The sequence below is a fragment of the Marinomonas sp. KMM3893 genome (assembly GCF_004352855.1).
Lineage (GTDB): Bacteria > Pseudomonadota > Gammaproteobacteria > Pseudomonadales > Marinomonadaceae > Marinomonas > Marinomonas arenicola.
Genome location: NZ_SJSC01000008.1, coordinates 47,711 through 70,400 on the forward strand (window position 1 = coordinate 47,711; position 22,690 = coordinate 70,400).

Here is a 22,690-nt window from a genome sequence, read left to right on the forward strand (position 1 = left end):
TTGAGCCTAAAAAGCTTGTTTTATGCCATATAGAAAGGAAATATTGTGCGAGTCCCTATATTTACGAAACTGTTTATTTCCTTGTTTATGACCAGTATTTTATTGGTCATCGGAATGACTTTTTCTGTTAGTTACAGCTTCAAATCCGGTTTTCAAGAGTACTTAAATCAGCAAGAAAAAGAGCAAGTCGAACAGCTAGCGAGTCTTTTGTCTGGGTATTATTCAGCGAACGTTGGTTGGCAAGAGTTGCAAGAGCAACCTGAAATTTGGGGGGATCTTTTTGTAAAGTTAGGCGTGCCGTTTCCTAAAAATAGCGCGGCGCCTGAGCGTCATTTTAAACCGAATATTGACCTTGGCGGCCCAGATTCAGGCTTAGAGCGAGGGCCTAATCGAGGGCCTGATCGAGGTCCAGATCGAGGTCCAGATCGAGGTCCAGATCCCCATGATCTCCCCCCTAGAGATGCGGCTATGTCGGAAGAGTTTGGCCCCATCAGTCATCGACTTTTTCTTGAAGATGACAGTCATCATTGGATCGCTGGTGTGTATTTTTCTGATTCAAAAGAGGGCAGCGTTGAGTGGTTTAGGGAGCCGATTAAACAAGGAAAACAGATTGTTGGTTGGCTTGTACTTAAACAAAAAAATCAGCTTTCAGGGCCTTTGGTAGGGCAGTTTTATGCCCAACAGCAGCATAACCTCATCTGGATTATCGGCCTAGCTGGCTTGGCTTCCTTGCTTGTTGCCTTGGGGTTGGTGCGTCACTTTTTGTCACCATTAAAACGCTTACAACAAGGGGCAAATGCACTATCCGAAGGGGACTACAGCTTTACGTTTGAGAGCAGTAGTAATGATGAATTTGGTGAACTTGCTAATCGCTTTCAATATTTAGCTGGCAGCCTGAAACGCCAAAAAGACAGTCGTGAACAATGGTTAGTCGATATTTCTCATGAACTGCGAACTCCGATAGCGGTTTTGCGCAGTGAGTTAGAAGCCATTCAAGATGGTATTCGCAAACCAGAAATGACGCGCATGGATTCTATGCACCATCAGGTGATGGGATTGCGTCGTTTGGTGGATGATCTTTACCTCTTGTCTAAAACCGATGCGGGCGTGTATCAACTGGACGTTCGTCGGTTGGACATTGTGGCCTTGCTACAATCCGTCGCCAATCGTTTCGAACACAGGATGGCACAAAAAGGTCTGCGCTTAGAACGATTGATTTCAGAGCCTATTTTTATTAAAGGAGATGAAAAAACATTAGAGCAGCTGTGTGTAAACCTTTTAGAAAATAGCCTTCGCTATACGGACGCACCCGGCACAATAAAGCTGTCGGTTCTAGAGCAAAATGATGACCTTGTGTTGCTCTTCGAGGACTCCGCTCCAAGTGTTGATGATGCTCACTTAGGCAAACTATTTGTGCGTCTATATCGAGTAGACCAATCCCGTAGCCGTTCCCACGGTGGTTCAGGTTTGGGATTGTCTATTTGCCATAATATCGTCATGATGCACGGCGGAAGCATTGTGGCGAAGCGATCCGAACTGGGCGGTTTAGTCATTGAAGTAAGATTGAAAAGAGAAATGAGTAATGGATGAGAAAAAGAAAAGTATTCTAGTGGTTGAAGATGAACCGACGTTAGCGGCGATCCTTTGTGAGTATTTAGAACACGCAGGCTATCATGCCAGCCAGTTGAGTGACGGTTCGCTTGTTGTTGATTTTGTTAAAGAAAATCATACAGATATGATTATTCTAGACTTGATGTTACCGAACCGAAACGGGCTGGATATTTTCCGAGACATCCGCAGCTTTAGTGAAGTGCCTGTGATTATGGCGACCGCTAAAATAGAAGAAATTGACCGATTGATTGGTCTTGAATTGGGCGCAGACGATTATATTTGCAAACCGTATAGCACCAGAGAAGTGGTGGTCAGAGTAAAAAATATTTTACGCCGTAGCGAAGCGCCAGCCATTAAAACGCAAGGCACACTGCAAGTGGATGAGCCTTCCATGACGGTGCGTTACCACCAACAAAAAGTTGCTCTCACACCAGCTGAATTTAAAATTTTGGCGCTTTTGTTCAAAAATGCCGGCCGTATATACAGCCGTGATCAGTTGATGGATCATATTTATTCCGATCACAGAGTGGTTGCAGATCGTACTATTGATAGCCACATCAAAAATCTAAGACGTAAACTAGAAGAAATAGAACCAGAACTAGACTGCATCAAATCTGTTTACGGTGTTGGTTATAAATTTGACGACCAGTAGGCATTTTCTCCATATTGAATACTAACTTTCTACTTATGCTTCCCTTACAAAATAATCTGATTCACGTTCAATGAACGAGTAGGGGAAGTAAAGTATGAAAAAGCTGTCAATGGCCGTGTTACTGCCTGTTATCACGGCGAGCGTACTCGCGCTGTTTTCTGTTAATAGCCTAGCCGGTGGACAACCACCGAAAGACCCACCTTCTTTTGCACAGCTAGACGCTAATGGCGATGGTGTGCTGACCAAAGACGAAGTACGAGGCCCTCTAGCGGATGACTTCGATCGTTTTGATACGGATAACAGCGGCACGTTAACAGAAGACGAATTGCCTGCGCCACCTAGCCATCAATAAACGCCTTATTCTTAATTAAATCGATGTATGAGCCAGTCTGATATCTGCATTTAGAGAGGCGTAGCCGGTGTTCTTGGGGCAAAAAACAGGTCGGACTTTCCCCTTTCTAGCACCAAACTCGCCTATCTGAGAAGGCTTAGTAGCTCATCATAAAATAACAAGGAGATCGTTATGAGATTTCGCTCTGTTTTAGCATTGAGCTGCTGCCTCACCTTATCAGGTTGCGCGATGGGGCCGCGCGGCGGTGCGCCACTGGGCCTATTTGCTTTTGGTGCTGGGGTAGCAATTGGTTCTGTATTGACGACATTGCCTCCGCGTCATGTGGTCGTCAGAAACGACATTTATTATTCAGATGGCGTTTTTTATCGCGATGGACCAAGAGGATATGTCGTTATTGTGCCGTCACCAGGTGTTTGGGTAGACGACATACCTGAGGACCATAAAGTAGTGCATTATCAAGAACATGACTACTTTAAGTGTAAGGGTATTTGGTATCGATTTGATGCTCACCGTAAGCAATATCGTGTGGTAGAAGACCCTTTTTAGGCACTAATATCCAGCGTCTTTGCCGCCATTAAAAAACCCAAGTAGAAAAATCTACTTGGGTTTTTGTTTGTTCAAGTACTGATCTAGCATTCACCGTCGCGGGCGTATTAGGTCCGATGGATTAACGCTGTTTGCTTTCAAACTCTGGGTGAATCCAAACCGGCGCTTCTAAGCGAGGCAGCGCTTGCTTACCAAGAATCATATCGGCGGCTTTTTCAGCCACCATGATAGTCGGCGCATTCAAGTTACCGTTGGTAATAGTAGGAAACACAGACGAGTCGACCACGCGCAAATTTTGCAAGCCACGAACTTGGCAATATTCGTTTAATACGGCCATTGGGTCGCTGTCGTCACCCATCTTACAAGTACAAGAAGGGTGGTAGGCGCTTTCAACGTTTTCTTTTACCCACTGGTCGATGTCTGCATCGCTTTGAATGTCGATTCCAGGTTGAATTTCGTCACCACGGAATTCGTTCAAGGCGGGTTGCTGAAGTATTTCTCGCGTCAGGCGAATAGTATCGCGCCAATCCTGCTTGTCTTGTTCTGTTGAAATGTAGTTAAACAGAATTCTAGGCTTAGCTTGTGGATCTGCAGATTCAATCCATAATTTGCCACGACTTTCAGGCTTGTTCGGCCCTACATGCACTTGGAAACCATGGCCTTCTACCGCGGCTTGGCCGTCGTAGCGCATAGCAGCAGGTAAGAAGTGGTATTGAATATTAGGCCACTTTAAGCCAGCACGGGAGCGGATAAAACCACAGGATTCAAAGTGATTCGTCGCCCCTAAGCCTGTCTTAAAGAGCATCCATCGGGTTCCGATCATGCCTTTACTGATCAAGCCAAGCTTGCTGTTTAGTGTAACGGGCTTCTTACAGAAGTACTGAAAGTAGACTTCCAGGTGATCCTGCAAATTTTCACCCACACCAGGAAGCTCGTGTAAAAGTGGCACGCCAGCTTTCTCAAGTACGTCTTTTGGCCCCACACCTGACAATTGCAATAATTGCGGAGAGCCAACAGATCCCGCAGATAAGATGACTTCTTTACGCGCGTTGACTTGTTGGGTGTGGCCATTGTTGCTGAATTCTATGCCTACGGCTTTTTTGCCTTCGAATACGACTTTATGGCTAAGAACACCCGTTTTTAATGTCAGGTTAGAACGTAGCATTGCACGGCGCAGGTAGGCATTAGAGGTTGAGGCTCGTACGCCTTTTTTTACCGTCATATGCATGGCACCAAAACCTTCTTGGCGGTAGCCATTGTAGTCGTCGGTTTTGCCGTAACCTGCTTCATCACCTGCGTCTATGAAGGCTTGATAAAGTGGGTTGTAGGTCATGTCGTTACCATTGTTGGTCGACAGAGGGCCTTGACCACCACGGTAAGTGTCCGCACCGTTTTTCCATGTTTCTGCTTTTTTGAAATACGGCAGACAGGTTTGGTAATTCCAACCTTTGGCGCCATGCTCTTCCCATTGGTCAAAGTCGCAAGCGTGGCCTCGAACATACACCATGCCATTGATGGAAGAAGAGCCGCCTAATACTTTGCCGCGTGGGCAGTGCATTTCACGGTTGTCTAAGCCTGGCTCTTTTTCGGTATGAAATTGCCAAGCGTATTTTTCCGTGTTCATCGGGTAGGACAAGGCGGTCGGCATCTGGATAAATAGGCTTTTGTCTGAACCGCCCATTTCCAATAGCAGTACCTTGTTGTCACCACTTTCTGTGAGTCTGTCTGCCAGCACACACCCTGCGGAGCCCGCGCCGACTATGATGTAATCGTACAGTTCGTTGCTCATGTCTGTGCTCGCTTAATAAGGGTTTTGAATGTCGTTTAAGTCAACAAACACGCTTTTGTTTTGCGTGTAGTGATATAAAGTCTCGATGCCATTTTCACGGCCCACGCCAGACTCTTTATAACCACCGACAGGCATTTCAGCCGGAGAAGAACCCCATGCGTTGATCCAACAAATACCCGCTTGCATTTGGTTGATCACACGGTGTGCACGAGCAAAGTCTTTGGTGAAAACACCGGCTGCTAAGCCATATTTTGTATCGTTTGCACGGGCAATAACCTCGTCTTCGTCGGTAAAGCTTAAGACTGACATAACAGGGCCGAAGATTTCTTCACGCACTTGTGGCATGTCGTCGGTGCAATCCGTGAACACGGTTGGCGCAACGAATGCGCCGTTTTCTAACCCATTGTCAGTGACTTGGTAACCACCGCATAACAAGGTTGCGCCAGAGGCTTTTGCCGCTTCAATAAAGCCCAATACTTTTTGCATATGGTCTTTAGAAATTAGCGCGCCAACTTGGGTTTCCATGTTCATGGGGTCGCCAATGATCATGGCTTCTGTGCGGCTTTTTAGTTCTTTGGTGAAGGCTTCCATGATGTCTGCATGCACAAAAACGCGTGTGCCATTGGTACATACTTCGCCTTGCGTATAGAAATTGGCAAGCATCGCCGCCGACACGGCTTGATCGATTGGCATGTCAGGGAAAATGATCATAGGGGACTTACCACCTAATTCCATGGTCACTTGCTTCAAAGATTGCGCTGAAGCCGCCATGACTTTTTTACCTGTGCCAACTTCACCGGTGAAGGACACCTTGTCGATGCCAGGGTGCGCGGTAATCATTTGACCGGTGCGAGCATCCCCTTGAACCACATTGAAGACGCCATCTGGTAAGCCGGCTTGAGTGTAAATCTCAGCCAGTTTTAGCGCCGTTAGTGGGGTTTCTTCAGAAGGCTTGAAAATCATCGCGTTGCCAGCCGCTAGAGCAGGACCGGATTTCCAGCAAGCGATTTGAATAGGGTAGTTCCAAGCGCCAATGCCGGCACAAACTCCCAACGCTTCTTTGCGAGTGTAATAAAAGTTACCGTTACCAAGGTCCTGGTATTCGCCTTGGATTTTATCGGTTAGGCCTGCGTAATATTCGATAACATCGGCGCCGGTTTCGATATCAACACAAATGGCTTCTTGTAGAGGTTTACCTGTGTCTAACACTTCTAGACGAGCCAGCTCTTCGTTGTTTTCACGCAACAATTCAGCGGCTCTTTTAAGGATGCGACCACGCTCAACTGGGCTCATTGCAGCCCATACTTGCTGGCCTTTTTTTGCTGACTCGACAGCAGCATCCAACTCAGCTTGTCCGGCATGCTCGATGGTAGCAATCACTTCGCCTGTTGCTGGGTTTAGCGTGTCGAAATGTTCTCCGCTTGTTGATGCAAGGTAGCGACCGTGAATATATTGCTGCTGATGTGCCATGATAAACCTCTTTAATCGTTTGGTTTCTTGACGATAAATTCGCTTGAATAATCGGTGTTTTGACTTTCGCGTTTTTATTAAACGCTCGTTTAATAAAAACAATTGTACATTTTTTGACTATAAATTGCAGCCGCAATCCAATAATTAGTGGTCTAAGGATAAAGTTAAGTTACTAGAGAAAGAAAGGGCTTTATGGCAGCCGGACGTAAAAGTCCGTTAATTAAGAAAGCTTGAGACGAACGAACACCCCCTGCTTCGTGCTATGAAGCAAGGGTGTGAAGAAAACTATAAAGCCTTCTTAGAGGCTGATGACACCATTGTTGTCGTAGCTTATCGGGCTTGGCACGTAATCATCGGCCATGTCATCGTTTAGCCACTGGGTGCCATCTAGCACATAGCGAAATTGGTAGGCTGCGTTCACTTCTAAACTTAGAGTTGAGGCAAATACCCCTGATTTTTGTTTTTTCATTGGGTTGGCGGTGCAATCCCAATTATTAAAGTCGCCAACGACCGCAACGCTTTTCGCAGTACCTACTTTGTCAGCAGGAAGGGCAAATTTTACTTTGCATTCAGGTTTGGTTTTTAAGTACTTTTTCTCAATCATTTCCAACTCCATCGTCCATTTTGAGAGGCCATTAATGTTTAGGGTGGCAATTAAAGACACCCCTGATATAAGCAAGTCCTGCGCCATGAATCGTAACTTGTTAATACTATTAAAGAATCCAATTCTTGCTCTTGCTACTCAGAAAAACACTCTACTATCATAATGAAAATGCGACGAAATCGCTGCCATTGTTTGGTGCTGTAGATCAAAAAATGCACATTTTATTCTCACCTATACACTATAATGAGAGAGTGACATAACGCACTCACTGTAAAAAGAGAGGTGATAGTATGGATCTTCAGCTGACTGTATTAGTCGTGTTAAGTGCTATTTTGGTCATTAAGATCATTTACCTTGTCGTTTTCAAACGATCTCACGTTAAGCATCATCGAAAGTTTCACCATCACTCTAAACGCCATCATCATTGGCCTAGGTAGCGTTTTCTTTTCGCTTCTTTGATTGTATTTAGGTCTACTAAGACTAAACCGTCTACACAGTAGCCAAAGTCGGCATCGACACCAAAGTCTAAGAAGCGAACCCCTCCTACCTCACAAATTTCACTGTATTGTTTGAACAAGGTCGGAACGCTGGCGCCAAAATGCCCGAGTTGCTCTTTGAGTACTTTGAAATCCTCTTCATAGCTTGTACCAGAAAATAAACCCGCAATGATCTCAGCGTGTTCTGGGGTTACTTGGTACGGCGTAAAAGAGCGCGCTAGATGTTCTTTATCAGAAAAATATAAGCGGTAGAAAGAAACAATAAAATCTTTGGCAATTTGCGGGTAGCTGTTGCTTAAACTGACAGGCCCAAACATATAGCGAATATCAGGGTGACGATTGAGATAAGCGCCAATGCCATACCATAAATAATCTAGGCTGCGTTTGCCCCAATATTTTGGCTGAATAAAACTGCGGCCAAGTTCAATGCCCTGTTCAAAATACGTTGCCATGTCGCATGAATATCGAAACAACTCCGCACTGTATATGCGATTAGGACTTTCTTCTTTCATATAGCGAGCGACTTCACCAATGCGATAAGCCCCAACGATTTCCAGCTCTTCTTCATCCCATAAAATAAGGTGACGATAGTATTGGTCAAACTTATCTAGGTCAGAGCGCTCTCCAGTGCCTTCCCCTACTTTACGAAAGGCTATCTCACGTAAGCGGCCGATCTCTTTCATGGTGACCGAGGATGGGTCGTGGTCGAACAAATAGATTTGTTTATTGTCCTTGGTGCTGCCTAGGTGTTCGGATTGTTTTAGTTCAGCCCGAATCATCTGTCTGTTTTGTGGGTGCTCAACGGTCTTTTCCGTTTTCAATAATGGCTTTTTCCCCTTAGCGATACGGTAAAGATGACGTTTTACCAATTTGCTTTTTTCTTTGTCGCTTAACGGTAATTTTGCGAGCTCTTGAATCGGGATAGCCTGACCAACTTGCATTGGGATTTTTCGGTTTCTTTGGCGAAACATTTCGTTAGCAAGTTGGATCGTAGAAAGAGGGCGATACACTAAAGAGCTGGTGTAGAACAACATAGAGTTGCGACCGCCAATGTGCACAGGAAGTAATGGGCTGTTGGTCTTTTGCGCCAGCTTCAAATAATTATGATTCCAACCTTGGTCTTTGACACCGCTTGGGGACAATCGAGACACTTCGCCTGCAGGGAAAATAATCACGGCTTCTTCATTGTGTAAGCAATTCATAATCGCTTTCAGCTGCTGGCGTCCTGTTTTTCCGCCCATGTTATCAACCGGCAGAACAAGATCTTTGAGGCCATCGAAGCCCATTAATAAGTCATTGCCAACGATTTTTACGTCAGGGCGGATTTCACCGATTAGGCGCAGTAGAGCCAATCCATCGAGCGCGCCAAGAGGGTGATTCGCAATGATCATAACCCGTCCGCTGGCGGGAATATTACGACGATCCACTTGGCCGACTTGATAAGTAAAATTGAAATGGTCTAAAACACGGTCAATAAATTCGAAGCCGATGCAATCGCCATTGGCTTCTAAAAAATGATTCACTTCATTTTCATGAAAGAGGCGTTTTAGGACGCTTAAAGTTGGGCGTGTGATTAAAGGGCTCTTGTCGAAGAACTGAGGTGATTTACTGGCAATCAATTGTTCTACTTGTATCACAGTGACGCTCCACGAAAGGGAAAGTTTCTTTGTTAGTTGCTTTGAGACTAGAGGGCGGATGTGACAAACGGGTGACGATAAGATGTCGGAAAAATGACAGGGAATATGAGTACTGGATGGCGATAACACAGAGGGCTGCTTTCATAAATGAAAGGCAAAAAAAAGCCCACCGAAGTGGGCAATAATCGCGAGCTGCAGGGCAGCTGCGACGGAGTCATCTGGGAAACTTTCTTTTTCAGATGAGGCAAAAGCCTATCTAGCAAGAAAAAGAAAAGTAGAAACTCAACGCAGAGAATTATAACAAAGAGTCAGTAAATTAAGCGTCTCAAGATGGTATGGAATGCGCTTCTAGTAAGGAGCTGTCTTCACATTTTTGTGACGATTTTCATTTACTTAGAAAATCGTCGGCAAGATCAACAAGGAGCGTTTTGAGATTATTCTTCTGGTGTCTCGTTAAAACGGTAGAAAAAATTCCATAAGCAATAGATGGTAATTCCGATGGCCACGGTTCCCCAGAATTCTTCACCCGATACCCATTCGAGTACGGCCCAGGCGGCACAAAAAACAGTGGCCGCCACGCGGCGCCATTTAGGACGGAAAAAAGCACGATCTGAATCGGTTAGCATAGTGAGGGTAATTCCTTTGTAGAGTGTGGCGACTGAGTACTCTTCTAGTGTGCGATATTATTAGAATGCGATCTATATTTAATAAGCAGGCAGAGAGAAAAAAGCATAACGCGGGGCGTGTTTTTGTTTAGTACAAAAAGCACCAAAGGATGTTGCTGGCATTAGAAAGGAAATGCGCAGTGATTTGGGCTGTATAGCAAGGAAAGGGTCATTTGATCGCTATCCTTGCAATACAAATTAACGCTTTGAACAATAAAAAGAAAAGCTTATTGGCTTTTCGTTTTATTGTTACCTAGGGAAATATGACGAGATCCCGTAAGCTGAGATTGGCCACTGACACCTGAGTTAATTTGGTCGATTTGACCACCGCGAGCAAGGAACTCTTGCATTTGTTTTTCAATGGATTCCGAAGTTTCCGAGGCGGCAGGTTGCTTCTTTTTAGTAGCCATAATGTGAGTCCTTATTGTTAGTTGAACAAGGACTGTACCATATTTTCATAATTATTTCTTGTTGTAGCCTATCTTCGGAAAACGCGTCGCTATCGTTCCGCTTATTCATGAAGCCTTCCACTTTAGCCACGCTGCGTACTGGGATGATGGCGGCGCATAATAGGGTTGAGAAAACGCGTCAACCAGCCGGTAAATTCGATGGGTGCGTCCAATACCGTTAAGCAAATACATTCCGCGTCTTTGGTGACTCTTGGCTTGTGTTTGTGTTTGGCATTACGGCTGACAAAATCGCCACACGAATAGATGCCTTTTTCATCGGAGAAGGCGCCTTCAAGAACCAGAGTGATTTCTTCGCCAGCATGAGTATGGGTCGGGATATGAGCGCCCGCTTTTATACGAGTCAGCGCTACTTGCACGCCATCTTCTTCGCACAAGGTGGCGATTTTGACCGCAGGGGACAGCCTCATCCAACTCAGTTCATCATAATTACGGCTGACAAATTGGCGCAGGCTACGGGGAATGCAATAGCCATCGAGTGGTGCTTTTTCCGTATCTTCTAAAGTACTAGCCATTGTTTGAGCCGCCGTATTCGCCTCAACTTCAGCGTTGAGTTTGTCAAAAAAGGTCTGTTTTAGCGTGTCTGTTGTCTGCTGATCAGGGGCTTTTTTGGTGAATAAATTAGCGCCTAATAGTTCCAGTTTACGTACGTGTTGCTGACATTCTTGGCATTGCTCTAAGTGGGTCGAAACCGCCAAAGAATAGGTCAATGGTAATGAGCCAGCGGCATAGTCCGTGAGCATTTCTATGGTTGGATGGTAGTTAAGCATCATGACTACCTCTTTATGTGAATCGTTAGTTTATGGAGCGCTAATCGTACTCGAGATTTAATTGTCCCAAGTGGTAGCGATAACTCTTGTGCCGCTTCTTTATGGGTTTTGCCTTCTAAATACACTTTATACAGCACCTGTTTTTGGTCTTCCGGAAGATGGCTAAATCCTTGCTTAATCTGCTCTTGATCACGTTTATGCTGAGCACTTTTGAAAGGGTCTGCGTTTTCATCAACAATGTCTTGAAACAAAAAGTCGGAATCAATGTTGGTTTGATGGCGCCCATTTTTACGGAAGTAATCGATTCTGGCGTTTCTTGCTAAGGTGAAAATCCAAGTATTGAGGGCCGCTAATTCTGGGTTATAAAAATGCGCTTTACGCCAGACTCGAATCATCACCTCTTGAGCGATGTCATCGGCCATTAAATTGGCTCCCGGTTGTGCCGCTAAACAAAACGCTCGGATTTTAGGCACGTAGTGATCAAACAGACGAGTCAAGGCAACTTGATCTCGATGTTCAGCTACAGCAAGTATGTCTTGCACTAACTGGTCATCAGATAGTGTCTGTTTGGCACGCTCCATATATGACTCCATCAAAGGCTAAGAAGGCGACGTCGTAGCACTGTCGTGCCGTGTGTTTGTTATCTATACGCTGGGTTAAGCATAGTGGATCACTTGTGAATTGATAAACCTATAAAGATTTTTCTGGTGTTTATCGTTTTTAAAGTGGTCCAAGTGAAGAATGCATACGTTTAACCTCTTGTAGTGCGATGGCCAAATAAATACCGCCATTGCGAAGATGACTTGCAAAGCGACGGTGGAAGCCAAAATGGACGCTAAAGACACATTGATAGAGCGCTTTAAATTTTTTTATAAGGATCTAAAGCGGATCCCATTGCCTCAAATTGGCGATATTTATGACGACAATGTCATTTTTAAAGACCCAGTACAGGAAGTCAGAAACATAGAGCAATTGCATGCTTATTTATCCGATTTATGCCTGGATGTTCACAGTGGACGTTTCGAATATCTGGATCAGATGGTGGCAGAGCATAGCGCTTACATTAAATGGAATATGCACTTTAAGCACCCTAAATTAGGCAAGCAGACCATCACCGTTCGTGGCATCAGTCAAATCCAGTTTAATGAGCGCATTTACTACCATGAAGACGTGTACGACCTAGGCCAGATGCTCTATGAGCAGGTGCCATTATTGGGCGGGGTCGTGAAAGGGTTAAAAAAACGCTTAGCGGTGAACTAGGGAGTAAAGCATGGGAGACGTACAGCAAAAGCTCACCATTTGGATTACCGGAGCAAGTTCTGGCATTGGCTATGCCTTGGTTGAGCGCTATTTGGCGCGTGATTATCAGGTCTTCGCAAGCGCCAGAAACGAAGGGAAGCTGAGCGAATTACAGGCAAATCCAGCCTTAACATTTATTCCCTATGATGTGACCGATGCGTCTCAGATTGACCATGTACGTGCCTTAATACAGCAGCAAACCCCACATTTAGATTGTGTGGTTCTCAATGCGGGCAACTGCGAATATTTAGATCTCCAACACCCTGATTGGGAAATGATGAAGCGCATCATGTCGGTGAATTATTTTGGGCTGGTGAACTGCGTCGCCGTCAGTTTGCCATTGCTGAAAAAGGCCCAGTCTGCACACCTTGTAGGCATCAGTTCTCAGGCGGTACAAGCGGCCTTTACACAAGCTGAAGCGTATGGCGCGAGTAAAGCGGCGGTGCGCTATTTTCTGTCTTCGTTACGGGTCGATTTGCAGTCTTCAAATATTGATGTGACCTGCGTGCTGCCCGGTTTTGTCGACACACCACTGACTCAAAAAAACACCTTTTCAATGCCGTTTCTTATGTCGCCCGAAGACGCAGCCGCGCGCATCGAGTCGGCGTTAATGAAGCGCCCATATGAATATGCGTTCCCCAAGCGGCTGAGTGCCATGTTGTGGCTCGCAAGGTGTTTTCCAAAACGTTGGACCGCTATGACGGCCCCCAAACAATAGAGTAATAGTATGCGCTTGTTGGATGAAACAAGTGAGTTTAAGGAGACAGTAAGTGAATATTGCCATTATCGGATCAGGGATTTCTGGGTTAACGAGTGCCTACTTATTACAAAAGAAACATCAGATAACTGTGTTTGAATCAGCCTCAAGAATCGGCGGTCATACGGCCACAATGCAGATTCCAGAAGGGCAACAACTGCGTGCTATTGATACCGGTTTCATTGTTTTTAATGACTGGACTTACCCTTACTTTATTCGCCTGATGGATGAATTAGGCGTGGCGTCTACTCCTACTGAAATGAGCTTTAGCGTGAGTTGCCAGAACACTGGACTTGAGTACGGTGGCAATAACCTGAATACCTTGTTTGCTCAACGCCGTAATCTCTTTAATTGGTCCTATTTAGGCATGTTAAAAGACATCATGCGGTTCAACAAAGAAGCCATTCAGGACTTAGACAGTGGTGAGTTAAAAGAAGGTTTGTCGCTGGGGGAATACCTTAAAAATAAAGGCTATGGTGAACGCTTTGCTAGCCATTATTTGATTCCTATGGGCAGCGCGATCTGGTCCGCAACACTTGAAGAAATGATGGATTTTCCCTTGGTGTTTTTTGTTCGTTTTTTTAAAAATCATGGATTGCTCAGTGTGAGCCATCGCCCCCAGTGGCGTGTTATCAAAGGGGGATCTTCCGCTTACTTAAAGCCCTTAGTGGCCTCGTTCCAAGATCGTATTCGAACCAGTTGCAACATCAAAAAAGTGACGCGCTCAGGGGACTCTGTGACGCTACACTTTGAGCATGGGGAGACAGAAAACTACGATCAAGTAATCTTTGCTTGCCACAGTGATCAAGCGTTGGCTTTGCTCGATGATGTCAGTGACGACGAACAAGCGATTTTATCCGCTATTCCTTACCGTAATAATGAAGTGGTGCTGCACACTGACACAGGCTTGCTGCCAAATGCCAAACTGGCGTGGTCGAGTTGGAATTACCATCTTGGAAAAGAACAAAATAAGCCTGCGACGTTAAGCTATAACATGAATATCTTGCAGGGCTTTAGCAGCGAAACAACCTACGTTGTTTCGCTCAATCAAACAGAGATGATTGACGCCAAAAAGGTGCTTGGTCGTTATCAGTATGCTCATCCTACATTTACCTTAGATGGCATTAAGGCCCAGCAACGTTGGCAGGACATTAATGGCGTGAACAACACATGGTTTTGCGGTGCTTATTGGCGTAATGGTTTCCATGAAGATGGCTGCTGGAGTGGCGTACGGGTGGCCAATGGTTTGGGGGTTGAATGGTAACGGACAAGGCGATCAAGGCTGACGGCTATCACAGTGCTATCTATCATGGCACCGTGAGACATCGTCGGTTTGAACCTAAAAAACATGATTTTAGTTATGCGGTTTTCATGATGTATTTTGACCTTGATGAACTGGATGAGGTGTTAGCCCTGAGCCCTTGGTGGTCAAAAAAGGCGTTCCGTCTGGCGCGATTTAAACGCCAAGATTATTTTGGTGACGACACAGTGCCGCTAAAAGACGCGGTGCTCAATGCGGTTAACAATAGGCTTGGAACGCAGCTAAATGGCCCGGTTAGGGTGCTCACAAACTGTCGTTATTTTGGGTTTATTATTAATCCTATTACTTTGTATTACTGCTTTAATGAACAAGAGCAGCTTTGCGCCATCTTACTAGAAGTAACGAATACGCCATGGCAGGAGCGAGTAACTTATGTACTTTCTTGTGATCCGACTCGTCATTCTCAACGTATTATTTTTAATAAAGAAATGCATGTTTCGCCATTTCATCCGATGAACCATTTTTATGATTGGCGTAGTTCGTTACCAGGTCAGAAGTTGGCGATTCACATGCAGAATAAAGAACAAGATGACAACGAGCGCTGCGTATTTGATGCGACTTTAACGCTCAATCGAGCGAGTATTTCTCGCTCTGCTTTGGCTAAGGTGTTGTTTAACTATCCTGTTATGACGCTCAAAGTGGCGATGGGGATTTACTGGCAAGCGTTGAAGTTATGGTTGAAAAAAGTGCCATTTCATTCTCATCCAAGCGACGCGTCATCGCATCATAAATGATCAAGATAAAGGGGCATGGTTGCATGAATTCAGTCAGTATCAATAACCAGAAAGTCACTAAGAGCCGCCGCAGTGAGTGGTTTAATGCAGTTGCGAAACGTGTCGTGTTTAGCATGTTAAAAAAACTCGACGTGGGGCATTTAACCTTAGACGATGAGGGGCAAATGTATGAATTCGGTGAGCCTAAAGAAAGCGCCAGCTACCATGCTCATATACAGGTTCATAATAAGAATGCGTATCGGGATATTTTCTTAAACAGCAGCATTGGCTCTGGGGAAGCCTATATGAAAGGCTGGTGGAGCTCGTCGGACCTTGTTGGTGTTATTCGTCTGATGGTTGCGAACCTAAATGTGATCAATAGGATGGATGCCAAACGTCCTATCTGGAGTCGAATGGGCGCCAAAATCGCCCACAAGTTGAATGCCAACAGTCAGCGAGGGTCAAAGAAAAACATTTCTGCTCACTACGATTTAGGCAACGATTTCTTTTCGTTATTTCTCGATCCTAGCATGATGTATTCAGCCGCTATTTACCCCAGTAGTAGCGCCTCTTTAGAAGACGCTGCGGTCAATAAACTGGATCGTATTTGCCAAAAACTGCAGCTCTGCGCGGACGATCATCTGTTAGAAATCGGAACCGGTTGGGGCGGGATGGCCATTCATGCGGCGCAGCATTATGGTTGTCATGTTACCACGACCACTATTTCCCAAGAGCAATATGAGTTTGCTAAACGCCGCGTTGAAGAAGCGGGCTTGAGTGATAAAGTTACCCTTTTATTAGAAGATTATCGAGACTTAACGGGGGAATATGACAAGCTGGTCTCCATTGAAATGATCGAAGCGGTGGGTCATGAATATTACGACAGCTACTTTAGTAAATGCAGTGAATTACTGAGGCCTCATGGTGTGATGGTGATTCAAGCGATTACCATTGCCGATCAGCGTTATGACTACGCGCGCGGTTCGGTGGATTTTATTCAGCGTTATATTTTCCCCGGCGGCTGCTTGCCATCGAACCAGGTGATAGCCCATAAAATAGCCCAAAAAACGGACATGCAGATTATCGGTTTAGAAGACATTACCGAGCATTATGCGAAAACCTTGGCAGATTGGCGGGCTCGTTTTCACAATGCCCGTCGAGAAGTGCTCGATATGGGGTTCGATGATGTGTTTTGTCGTATGTGGGATTTCTATTTGGCGTATTGCGAAGGCGGCTTTAAAGAGCGTGCTATCAGCACCGGGCAATTTGTTTTTGCCAAACCTGAGCATCGTTTCGAATTGGCTACGGTACGGTAGAAAGGGATGAAGCCCTTGATGAATGCCATGATGTTTCAAGGGGTGTGGTTCGCTTGTGTGTTGGGTGGCGATACGCTGGCGTTGATAATTACGTCAGTGTACTTATTTTTGCATGATCATTACTTTATGAATAAGCGCTCTGAGTGGCGTTTAGTGTTACTGTTTTTCCTCTTGGGCGTTCTGATAGACGGTAGTTTTTTCCACTTTGGTATTTTCTCCTCATCAGCCGACGCGCAATATTTTGGTAACCTCCCGCCAATATGGTTGTTGTGTTTGTGGGTGTCGGTTGCCACTTTATTTGCCCATAGCTTGGCCTTTTTGAGAACCCGCTATTATTTGAGTGCTATGCTGGGTTTTATTGGGCCAACCTGTAGCTACCTTGCTGGTGTAAAGCTAACTGGTATTTCATTAGCTGAACCTTGGTGGCTGTCTTTATTTGCCGTTGCTTTAGCTTGGTCGCTGATTTTGCCCGTAGGTGTTTATTACTGCGAAAAATGGGCCTTGTATTCGAAAGAGGATAAGCCGTTATGATCAAACAATCTATTATTCAAAAACCACTTTTGCCTTTGTTGTTTACGCTTTTTTTAGGGGCGACGTTTAGTCAAATTGCGTCGGCCCAAGAGAGCTTTCAGAAGGTAGTGGGGTCGGCTTATAGTGTAAAAACTGGTGCGCTTTTATACCGAGAAACGCATACCATCAGTGAAGATGGAAAACACAAGGTGGAGTATTCAGAGCCGGATGGTTTGGTGTTTGGTCATAAAGTGATTGATGAAAGCCATTCCAAAATTGCGCCAAGCTTTACTCAGACCAATATGCGCAATGGCGAAGAAATCAAAGTAGACAGCAGTGCCAAGCAAATTGTTGTGCATTATAAAAAAGACCGAGAAACAGAGCGCAAAGTAGCCAGCATTGATTATCAACCGGGTATGGTGGTGGATGCAGGCTTTAATGCGTTTGTGAAGCAGTATTGGCAGTCGCTAGAGAATGACACCAAAATGGACATTCAATTTGTCGTACCGAGCCGACAGTCAACGGTTGGTTTTACCGTGAGTCGCAGCTTATGCAAACCAGACACACAAAAAGGCGCTGAGTGTTTTGTTCTGACCCCAGATTCTTGGGTAGTCAAAATACTCGTTGACCCTATTTTATTAGCCTATGATTCAGACACAAAACGCTTACTGCGTTTTACCGGTCGTGCCAACATAGCGGATAAAAACGGCGACTACCAAGCGGTTGATATCCAATACCACTATTATTGATTCAGTATTTAGGGGAGCCAGACATGGCGTTATTAACAAGACGAATGGTGTGGTTAAAAGGAGTGGTGTTTGCGAGCTTTATCGGCTTGCTCGGCTGTTCCTCCCCAACGGTATCTGAGTATGCCGATAACTCCCCCGATTTTGCGTTATCTCAGTTTTTCTCAGGCCATCTTACGGCGCATGGCATTTTAAAAAATCGCAGTGGTAAGGTGATTCGGTATTTTGATGCCGACTTACACGGTCAATGGCAAGATGGTGTGGGCACGTTAAAAGAAGACTTTGTCTTTGACGATGGTGAAAAACAACACCGCACCTGGACGATGGCCCCAGACAAACATGGGCAATATATTGCAACCGCTAATGATGTCATTGGTCATGGTGTGATTCGTCAAGCGGGTAACGCCCTTTTTATGCAGTACGTTTTACGCATCCCTTATGATGGCGATACGCTTGATGTGAGCGTGGACGATAGAATGTATCGAGTGAATGATCGTGTTGTTATTAATGAATCTGTACTGAGTAAGTTCGGCTTTGACGTTGGCTATCTGACGTTAGTAATAGAGAAAGTCGTAGACTCAGAATAAAGCGGGCGATTGTATTTCTTAGGGGCTTCTCTTATCCTTGCGCGGTTCTCTCCCTCATGAAAGCAAAAGGCGTGTTATGGCAACTCTGGTTTTTCGACTTAAATATGTTCCTGATGAAGAAGCAGACGACATCCGCCAACTGCTGTTTGATAATGATATTCCTTTTTATGAAACATCCGCAGGCCGCTGGCAAATCTCGTTAGCAGGCATTTGGGTCAAAGAGAAAGAGCAGGCGAAGGCCGCGTTGGCACTCATTCGCGAAGATCAGGCGAAACGCGTAACCGATCGAAAGCCGCCAACGCCTTGGGAATGGTTAGTAGGTTATGTCCAATACGCTCGACAAAACCCAGTAGAAAGCCTGTTTACGTTATTTGCGATCTTAATAATATTAAGTGTTTCTGTGCTGCCTTTCTTGGCTTGGCTTTAAACTGGAACGCATTTTTCCTGACTTTGAATCAAAGCCCGCACAACATGCTTGCGGGTAATGACGCCAATAAGTCGGGTACCTTCCACCACAGGGTAAACTTTAGGTTTGGCCTCCATCATGAGTTTGGCGACTTGTAAGACATGCTGATTCGGACTGACGCTTAACACATTATGCTGCATGACGCTGTCTACGCTATTCGATTCATCGCAGTAGTAAGCACTCTGTACTAATGCCGATAACATGTCCTGCTCTGAGACAAAACCTATTAGGTTTCCATGCTGATCTGCGACAGGTGCGCCAGATAGGTTGTGTTGAGCTAAGCCTATGGCGCATTGCGTGATACTGTTTTCTGGATGCACAAAAAAAGTATCTTTGGACATGATGTCTCTCACTAAAAGAGTTTCTGCTGCCATATTGTTCTCCTTATGACAAACCCATTAAGATTCGATGTTGCGACTCTTTTAGTGTAGTTCGCTATGGTCGTCCTTGCTGTTTTTTTCTGCGGACTTGAGGCAAATACTCACGCCACTTTAAGCGGTTGTTCTAGAATTTCTCGATTTTTCTTACGCTGCATTGAGGCGCTAATGAACTGCACGCTGATGGCGCTCACAATCACTAAAAACATACCTAATAGACTTAACATGTCGGCATGAGAGGATTGAATGATCTCCGGCCACACGCCCCATGCCACGCAAACTTCAGTCAAAATAAAAGCGGTAACAGGAGTGAGTGCGATCGCAGCACTTACTTGAACGGTTTGCCAATAACGTAACGCCTGAGCAAATGCTCCGTAAGCGATCAAGGTATTGAAACAGCAAAATGCCGCCACCATGCCATCCGTAAAGGACATCTTGGTTAGCTCCGCAGGGGAAGAAAAGGGCAACATAACCACCAGAGCATAGCCATAAATAGCGAGCAATATGTTGGATGGCGATAACTGAGTAAAAAGCGATTTTTGCAGCAATGCGTAGAGTGACCAAGCCAATGCAGACATCTGCACAATGGCAAATCCAATCCAGATGGTATTGCCTTGATTATTCGAAAATACTGGGTGAAAAAACACCATCATACCGATACCAAGCAAGGCAAAGCAGGCCCATTGTTTGATATGAATGGTTTCCTTTAAGAAAATTAATCCGCCTAATGCTAAGAACAGTGGCGCAATTTGAAAACTCAACTGTGCTGAGCCAGGAAGCAAAAACTGTAGGCTCCAAGCAAAGCTGGTGTAGTTGATAATTAAGAAGGTGCCGGCGGCGGCAATGCGCAGCCAATCCTTTTTGGACAAGCGTTTAAACTCGCCCAGCTTGCCGCGTTGCCACTGCCATAGGGCTAAAATAATGCCGGCCACTGAAAAACGTAGCCAGGTTAAGGTGATAGGGTCCGAAAAACCAGATGACAGTTTCAAGGCGATCGGCAGCATTCCCCAGAACAGCACGGTAATACAGCTAAAAAAGAGGCCATATAGGAAAATTTGTTTTGAGGTGAGCATAATGATGACCTTGAAAAAAAGTAAGGAGCGACTCAGCATCATGGCTTTCCATTGGTGCGAAATCCAATGCATAATAGTCCTAACCATTATGCACAAATCGGAATTAGCTTATGATCCCCAGCGCGCTACAGCATTTGGATTTGAAATCACTAACAGGGCTTCTGTATTTGCTGGAAGAGCGTAATGTTGGGCGTGCTGCAGAGCGATTATTTTTAAGCCAATCGGCGATGAGTCGCCTGTTAAATCGTCTACGCAATGCGTTTGACGATCCTTTGTTTATCCGTACCTCAAGGGCCATGGTGCCCACGTCAAAAGCCTTAGCATTAGAAGCCCCCTTAAAGCAGATGCTAGAACAAATGGTGGGCTTGGGATCCTCGTCTGAATTCCAAGCGCAAAGTAGCCATCGAACCTTTCGTATTCAAACCACGCATTACCAAGCGCAAGCCTATATGCCGGCCATTGCTGAGCAGTTCTATCAAGAGGCTCCATTCGCTTCGTTAGAGGCCAGCACCTTGACAGAATCTAGCTTGTTGAATCAAGCGGAGCATTCTATTGATGTCGCCTTATGCAGTGACTACATACATCTGCCAAAGCGTTTTGAAAAAGTCCTATTAGGGCGTGAAAAGTTTCGTTGTATTATGTCGGCTAATCATGAGCTGGCGAGCAAAGACAGCATCACCATAGAGGATTATTTGGCGCACTCGCATGTTTTAGTGAATCTAGGAGGGTCTAACCCAGTGGTAAGCGACGCCTTATTAGGTGAGCGCGCCCGCGAGCGGCATTTTGCTTTTCGCACTCCTTATATGTTGGCCGCGTTGGAAACTGTGGGCAGAACCTCGTTATTAATGAGCAACAGCGGTCTATTACCAGAACGTTTTAGCGCCCAGTTTGGGTTGGTGATAAAAGACTTACCGATGGAGTTTCCCTTTCTAGATTATTACTTGAGCTGGCCGAGATCGGCACAAAATGACCCAGGCGTTATTTGGTTTAGAGGTATTTGCGAACGCGTCGTTAAGACCTTAATACCGTATCCTGCAGATTAGAGGGGATCTAGTTAGTCCACCTTAAAGACAAACTCAGTTATACTAACGTTTTGATCAAATCGACAACATTATGGCGGCATTGAAAAACAAACAATCAAAGGGACGACGCACTAATAAGCTTGAGTTGCACCCACGCAATCCACATCAAGCTCGGTACGACTTTGCGTTGTTAGCGGACTCTTGTCCTGAACTCTCTCATTACATTAAGCCAAATCAATATGGCAATGAGTCGGTGGATTTTGCTAATCCTGATGCTGTCAAAACGTTAAATCGTGCTCTCTTAAGCCATTTTTATGGTGTGGCATTTTGGGATATCCCAGCAGGCTATCTTTGCCCGCCTATTCCGGGTCGCGCAGACTACATACATTATCTGGCCGATTTGCTGGCGAGCAGTAACCATGGCGTTATTCCTCGAGGGAAAAGTGTCAGGGCGCTTGATGTCGGTGTGGGAGCAAATTGCGTTTATCCTATTATCGGTCATCAAGAATATGGCTGGCAGTTTGTTGGTTCAGACGTTAACCCTATTGCTGTGGCAACCTGCGAAACCATTATTAAATCCAATGCCTGCTTAAAAGGCGCCATCAGTGCTCGCTTGCAACACAATGCAGCCAAGTTATTTGACGGCATTTGGAAAGAAAAAGAACGTTTTGATGTGGTGCTTTGTAACCCGCCTTTTCATACCAGCGAAGCCGCTATGCAGAGTGAGTCAAACCGTAAGTGGCGCGGTGTAAAAGGCAAGGTCGTGACTAACAATCAAAAGCCAGTATTGAACTTTGGTGGCACCGCACCTGAATTATGGTGTGAGGGCGGCGAAGCAGGTTTTGTGTCTCGAATGATCAAAGAAAGCACGCACTATGCGGATCGCTGTTTTTGGTTTACGTCCTTGGTGGCAAGACAAGGCAATCTTGATGCTATCTACCGTGCTTTGAAAGAAGCCGGCGCCCGACAAGTAAAAACCATCGAAATGGCCCAAGGGCAAAAAATAAGCCGCTTCGTGGCGTGGAGTTTCTTACAAGACGATCAAATAGATTACTGGCAAGACAACCACTGGCAATCTTAACCTCTTGGGAAGGTGCGAATGCGGCTGATGTTCTTTGTAGAAATAGCCTCACATGTAGCCCCTTCCTAAGAAGGCCTCGTTAGTTTTTATGGTAACTGCGCTCACTTTCCATTTACTGTTTATTAACAATGTCTTACCCACATCAATCATGCCTCCAATAAGGCGGCTCGCTTCATTTCTTAATAGTATTATCTTGGCGGAGATTTTTTAATGACGCTTCTATTGAACCTGAGGGATAGATCAATGGTCGAAAAAAGGATAGTTTCTAATTAAGTCATTAATGCGCCACGGGAGAATGGTTTAACCCTGTTCGTGGTGGGGTGGGTAGTGTGGTGAACTCTTGGCGGTTTCGCTTGTTTAAT

At 45.2% G+C, this 22,690-nt stretch carries 25 protein-coding genes; 15 read left to right on the forward strand and 10 right to left on the reverse strand.

Annotated features, from left to right (window positions below):
* The first annotated feature begins 45 nt into the window (after positions 1 to 45).
* From E0D71_RS15975 to E0D71_RS15990, 4 genes are all read left to right on the forward strand, one after another.
* The gene (locus tag E0D71_RS15975; protein ID WP_133004317.1) at positions 46 to 1,590 is read left to right on the forward strand and encodes an ATP-binding protein; all 1,545 of its coding nucleotides are present in this window, start codon (positions 46 to 48) and stop codon (positions 1,588 to 1,590) included.
* Positions 1,583 to 2,263 (forward strand): response regulator, encoded by a 681-nt coding sequence (locus E0D71_RS15980; RefSeq protein ID WP_133004318.1) that lies wholly within the window; start codon positions 1,583 to 1,585, stop codon positions 2,261 to 2,263. The genes E0D71_RS15975 and E0D71_RS15980 overlap by 8 nt, the downstream gene beginning before the upstream one ends.
* A 94-nt stretch (positions 2,264 to 2,357) precedes the next feature.
* Complete coding sequence (locus E0D71_RS15985) at positions 2,358 to 2,615, forward strand: EF-hand domain-containing protein (RefSeq protein ID WP_133004319.1); 258 nt, start codon at positions 2,358 to 2,360, stop codon at positions 2,613 to 2,615.
* Between the two features lie 171 nt (positions 2,616 to 2,786).
* Positions 2,787 to 3,161, forward strand: a complete 375-nt coding sequence (locus E0D71_RS15990) for a DUF6515 family protein (RefSeq protein ID WP_133004320.1) — start codon at positions 2,787 to 2,789, stop codon at positions 3,159 to 3,161.
* A gap of 121 nt (positions 3,162 to 3,282) precedes the next feature.
* On the opposite strand, the gene betA is transcribed toward E0D71_RS15990, so the two are convergent.
* The 8 genes from betA to E0D71_RS16030 all read right to left on the reverse strand — a co-directional run bounded on the left by betA (position 3,283) and on the right by E0D71_RS16030 (position 11,641).
* The gene (gene betA, locus E0D71_RS15995; RefSeq protein WP_133004321.1) at positions 3,283 to 4,950 is read right to left on the reverse strand and encodes a choline dehydrogenase; all 1,668 of its coding nucleotides are present in this window, start codon (positions 4,948 to 4,950) and stop codon (positions 3,283 to 3,285) included.
* Positions 4,951 to 4,962: 12 nt separating this feature from the next.
* A complete protein-coding gene (betB, locus tag E0D71_RS16000) occupies positions 4,963 to 6,420 on the reverse strand; it encodes a betaine-aldehyde dehydrogenase (protein WP_133004322.1) in 1,458 nt (485 codons plus the stop codon).
* Between the two features lie 298 nt (positions 6,421 to 6,718).
* A complete protein-coding gene (locus tag E0D71_RS16005) occupies positions 6,719 to 7,111 on the reverse strand; it encodes an isoamylase early set domain-containing protein (RefSeq protein WP_243712059.1) in 393 nt (130 codons plus the stop codon).
* Between the two features lie 334 nt (positions 7,112 to 7,445).
* The gene (locus tag E0D71_RS16010; protein ID WP_133004324.1) at positions 7,446 to 9,158 is read right to left on the reverse strand and encodes a lysophospholipid acyltransferase family protein; all 1,713 of its coding nucleotides are present in this window, start codon (positions 9,156 to 9,158) and stop codon (positions 7,446 to 7,448) included.
* Between the two features lie 434 nt (positions 9,159 to 9,592).
* The gene (locus tag E0D71_RS16015) at positions 9,593 to 9,784 is read right to left on the reverse strand and encodes a hypothetical protein (protein WP_133004325.1); all 192 of its coding nucleotides are present in this window, start codon (positions 9,782 to 9,784) and stop codon (positions 9,593 to 9,595) included.
* 266 nt (positions 9,785 to 10,050) lie between these two features.
* A complete protein-coding gene (locus E0D71_RS16020) occupies positions 10,051 to 10,233 on the reverse strand; it encodes a hypothetical protein (protein WP_133004326.1) in 183 nt (60 codons plus the stop codon).
* A 122-nt stretch (positions 10,234 to 10,355) separates the two neighbouring features.
* Positions 10,356 to 11,063 (reverse strand): ChrR family anti-sigma-E factor, encoded by a 708-nt coding sequence (locus E0D71_RS16025; protein WP_243712060.1) that lies wholly within the window; start codon positions 11,061 to 11,063, stop codon positions 10,356 to 10,358.
* A 2-nt stretch (positions 11,064 to 11,065) separates the two neighbouring features.
* Positions 11,066 to 11,641 carry a sigma-70 family RNA polymerase sigma factor gene (locus E0D71_RS16030; protein WP_133004327.1) on the reverse strand — a complete coding sequence of 192 codons (576 nt, stop codon included), beginning with the start codon at positions 11,639 to 11,641 and terminating at the stop codon, positions 11,066 to 11,068.
* 247 nt (positions 11,642 to 11,888) lie between these two features.
* On the opposite strand from E0D71_RS16030, the gene E0D71_RS16035 reads away from it, so the two are divergent.
* From E0D71_RS16035 to E0D71_RS16075, 9 genes are all read left to right on the forward strand, one after another.
* Positions 11,889 to 12,320 (forward strand): nuclear transport factor 2 family protein, encoded by a 432-nt coding sequence (locus E0D71_RS16035; protein WP_133004328.1) that lies wholly within the window; start codon positions 11,889 to 11,891, stop codon positions 12,318 to 12,320.
* 10 nt (positions 12,321 to 12,330) lie between these two features.
* Positions 12,331 to 13,077, forward strand: a complete 747-nt coding sequence (locus tag E0D71_RS16040) for an SDR family NAD(P)-dependent oxidoreductase (protein ID WP_133004329.1) — start codon at positions 12,331 to 12,333, stop codon at positions 13,075 to 13,077.
* Between the two features lie 52 nt (positions 13,078 to 13,129).
* Positions 13,130 to 14,380: an FAD-dependent oxidoreductase gene (locus E0D71_RS16045; RefSeq protein WP_133004330.1), complete on the forward strand. Its 1,251-nt coding sequence runs from the start codon at positions 13,130 to 13,132 to the stop codon at positions 14,378 to 14,380.
* The gene (locus E0D71_RS16050; protein ID WP_133004331.1) at positions 14,374 to 15,171 is read left to right on the forward strand and encodes a DUF1365 domain-containing protein; all 798 of its coding nucleotides are present in this window, start codon (positions 14,374 to 14,376) and stop codon (positions 15,169 to 15,171) included. Before E0D71_RS16045 ends, E0D71_RS16050 begins: the two co-directional genes overlap by 7 nt.
* A gap of 23 nt (positions 15,172 to 15,194) precedes the next feature.
* Positions 15,195 to 16,466 (forward strand): cyclopropane-fatty-acyl-phospholipid synthase family protein, encoded by a 1,272-nt coding sequence (locus E0D71_RS16055; RefSeq protein WP_133004332.1) that lies wholly within the window; start codon positions 15,195 to 15,197, stop codon positions 16,464 to 16,466.
* 6 nt (positions 16,467 to 16,472) lie between these two features.
* Positions 16,473 to 16,997 carry a DUF2878 domain-containing protein gene (locus E0D71_RS16060; protein ID WP_133004333.1) on the forward strand — a complete coding sequence of 175 codons (525 nt, stop codon included), beginning with the start codon at positions 16,473 to 16,475 and terminating at the stop codon, positions 16,995 to 16,997.
* A complete protein-coding gene (locus E0D71_RS16065; protein ID WP_133004334.1) occupies positions 16,994 to 17,725 on the forward strand; it encodes a hypothetical protein in 732 nt (243 codons plus the stop codon). Before E0D71_RS16060 ends, E0D71_RS16065 begins: the two co-directional genes overlap by 4 nt.
* 23 nt (positions 17,726 to 17,748) lie before the next feature.
* Positions 17,749 to 18,309 (forward strand): DUF3833 domain-containing protein, encoded by a 561-nt coding sequence (locus tag E0D71_RS16070; protein WP_243712061.1) that lies wholly within the window; start codon positions 17,749 to 17,751, stop codon positions 18,307 to 18,309.
* Positions 18,310 to 18,385: 76 nt separating this feature from the next.
* Positions 18,386 to 18,736 (forward strand): DUF6164 family protein, encoded by a 351-nt coding sequence (locus tag E0D71_RS16075; protein WP_133004335.1) that lies wholly within the window; start codon positions 18,386 to 18,388, stop codon positions 18,734 to 18,736.
* On the opposite strand, the gene E0D71_RS16080 is transcribed toward E0D71_RS16075, so the two are convergent.
* Complete coding sequence (locus E0D71_RS16080; protein ID WP_133004336.1) at positions 18,733 to 19,149, reverse strand: CBS domain-containing protein; 417 nt, start codon at positions 19,147 to 19,149, stop codon at positions 18,733 to 18,735. The two genes, E0D71_RS16075 and E0D71_RS16080, sit on opposite strands and share 4 nt — an antisense overlap.
* A gap of 107 nt (positions 19,150 to 19,256) precedes the next feature.
* Complete coding sequence (locus tag E0D71_RS16085) at positions 19,257 to 20,297, reverse strand: DMT family transporter (protein ID WP_243712062.1); 1,041 nt, start codon at positions 20,295 to 20,297, stop codon at positions 19,257 to 19,259.
* 38 nt (positions 20,298 to 20,335) lie between these two features.
* Here E0D71_RS16085 and E0D71_RS16090 point away from each other — a divergent pair, with 38 nt between their 5' ends.
* Entirely contained in the window at positions 20,336 to 21,268 is a 933-nt protein-coding gene (locus E0D71_RS16090; protein WP_133004337.1) for a LysR family transcriptional regulator, read from the forward strand.
* Between the two features lie 70 nt (positions 21,269 to 21,338).
* The gene (gene rlmF / locus E0D71_RS16095) at positions 21,339 to 22,328 is read left to right on the forward strand and encodes a 23S rRNA (adenine(1618)-N(6))-methyltransferase RlmF (protein ID WP_133004338.1); all 990 of its coding nucleotides are present in this window, start codon (positions 21,339 to 21,341) and stop codon (positions 22,326 to 22,328) included.
* Positions 22,329 to 22,690: the final 362 nt, after the last annotated feature.

Bases quoted from the DNA above. Each gene is read 5' to 3' on its own strand.
- E0D71_RS16090 (WP_133004337.1), top strand. From the start codon at position 20,336: ATGATCCCCAGCGCGCTACAGCATTTGGATTTGAAATCACTAACAGGG.
- betA (WP_133004321.1), bottom strand. From the start codon at position 4,950: ATGAGCAACGAACTGTACGATTACATCATAGTCGGCGCGGGCTCCGCA.
- E0D71_RS16055 (WP_133004332.1), top strand. From the start codon at position 15,195: ATGAATTCAGTCAGTATCAATAACCAGAAAGTCACTAAGAGCCGCCGC.
- E0D71_RS16025 (WP_243712060.1), bottom strand. From the start codon at position 11,063: ATGATGCTTAACTACCATCCAACCATAGAAATGCTCACGGACTATGCC.
- E0D71_RS16085 (WP_243712062.1), bottom strand. From the start codon at position 20,297: ATGCATTGGATTTCGCACCAATGGAAAGCCATGATGCTGAGTCGCTCC.
- E0D71_RS16005 (WP_243712059.1), bottom strand. From the start codon at position 7,111: ATGGCGCAGGACTTGCTTATATCAGGGGTGTCTTTAATTGCCACCCTA.
- E0D71_RS15990 (WP_133004320.1), top strand. From the start codon at position 2,787: ATGAGATTTCGCTCTGTTTTAGCATTGAGCTGCTGCCTCACCTTATCA.
- E0D71_RS16035 (WP_133004328.1), top strand. From the start codon at position 11,889: ATGGACGCTAAAGACACATTGATAGAGCGCTTTAAATTTTTTTATAAG.
- E0D71_RS15985 (WP_133004319.1), top strand. From the start codon at position 2,358: ATGAAAAAGCTGTCAATGGCCGTGTTACTGCCTGTTATCACGGCGAGC.
- E0D71_RS16075 (WP_133004335.1), top strand. From the start codon at position 18,386: ATGGCAACTCTGGTTTTTCGACTTAAATATGTTCCTGATGAAGAAGCA.
- rlmF (WP_133004338.1), top strand. From the start codon at position 21,339: ATGGCGGCATTGAAAAACAAACAATCAAAGGGACGACGCACTAATAAG.
- E0D71_RS16050 (WP_133004331.1), top strand. From the start codon at position 14,374: ATGGTAACGGACAAGGCGATCAAGGCTGACGGCTATCACAGTGCTATC.
- E0D71_RS15980 (WP_133004318.1), top strand. From the start codon at position 1,583: ATGGATGAGAAAAAGAAAAGTATTCTAGTGGTTGAAGATGAACCGACG.
- E0D71_RS16080 (WP_133004336.1), bottom strand. From the start codon at position 19,149: ATGGCAGCAGAAACTCTTTTAGTGAGAGACATCATGTCCAAAGATACT.
- E0D71_RS16060 (WP_133004333.1), top strand. From the start codon at position 16,473: ATGAAGCCCTTGATGAATGCCATGATGTTTCAAGGGGTGTGGTTCGCT.
- E0D71_RS16020 (WP_133004326.1), bottom strand. From the start codon at position 10,233: ATGGCTACTAAAAAGAAGCAACCTGCCGCCTCGGAAACTTCGGAATCC.
- E0D71_RS16030 (WP_133004327.1), bottom strand. From the start codon at position 11,641: ATGGAGCGTGCCAAACAGACACTATCTGATGACCAGTTAGTGCAAGAC.
- E0D71_RS16040 (WP_133004329.1), top strand. From the start codon at position 12,331: ATGGGAGACGTACAGCAAAAGCTCACCATTTGGATTACCGGAGCAAGT.
- E0D71_RS16065 (WP_133004334.1), top strand. From the start codon at position 16,994: ATGATCAAACAATCTATTATTCAAAAACCACTTTTGCCTTTGTTGTTT.
- E0D71_RS16015 (WP_133004325.1), bottom strand. From the start codon at position 9,784: ATGCTAACCGATTCAGATCGTGCTTTTTTCCGTCCTAAATGGCGCCGC.
- betB (WP_133004322.1), bottom strand. From the start codon at position 6,420: ATGGCACATCAGCAGCAATATATTCACGGTCGCTACCTTGCATCAACA.
- E0D71_RS16070 (WP_243712061.1), top strand. From the start codon at position 17,749: ATGGCGTTATTAACAAGACGAATGGTGTGGTTAAAAGGAGTGGTGTTT.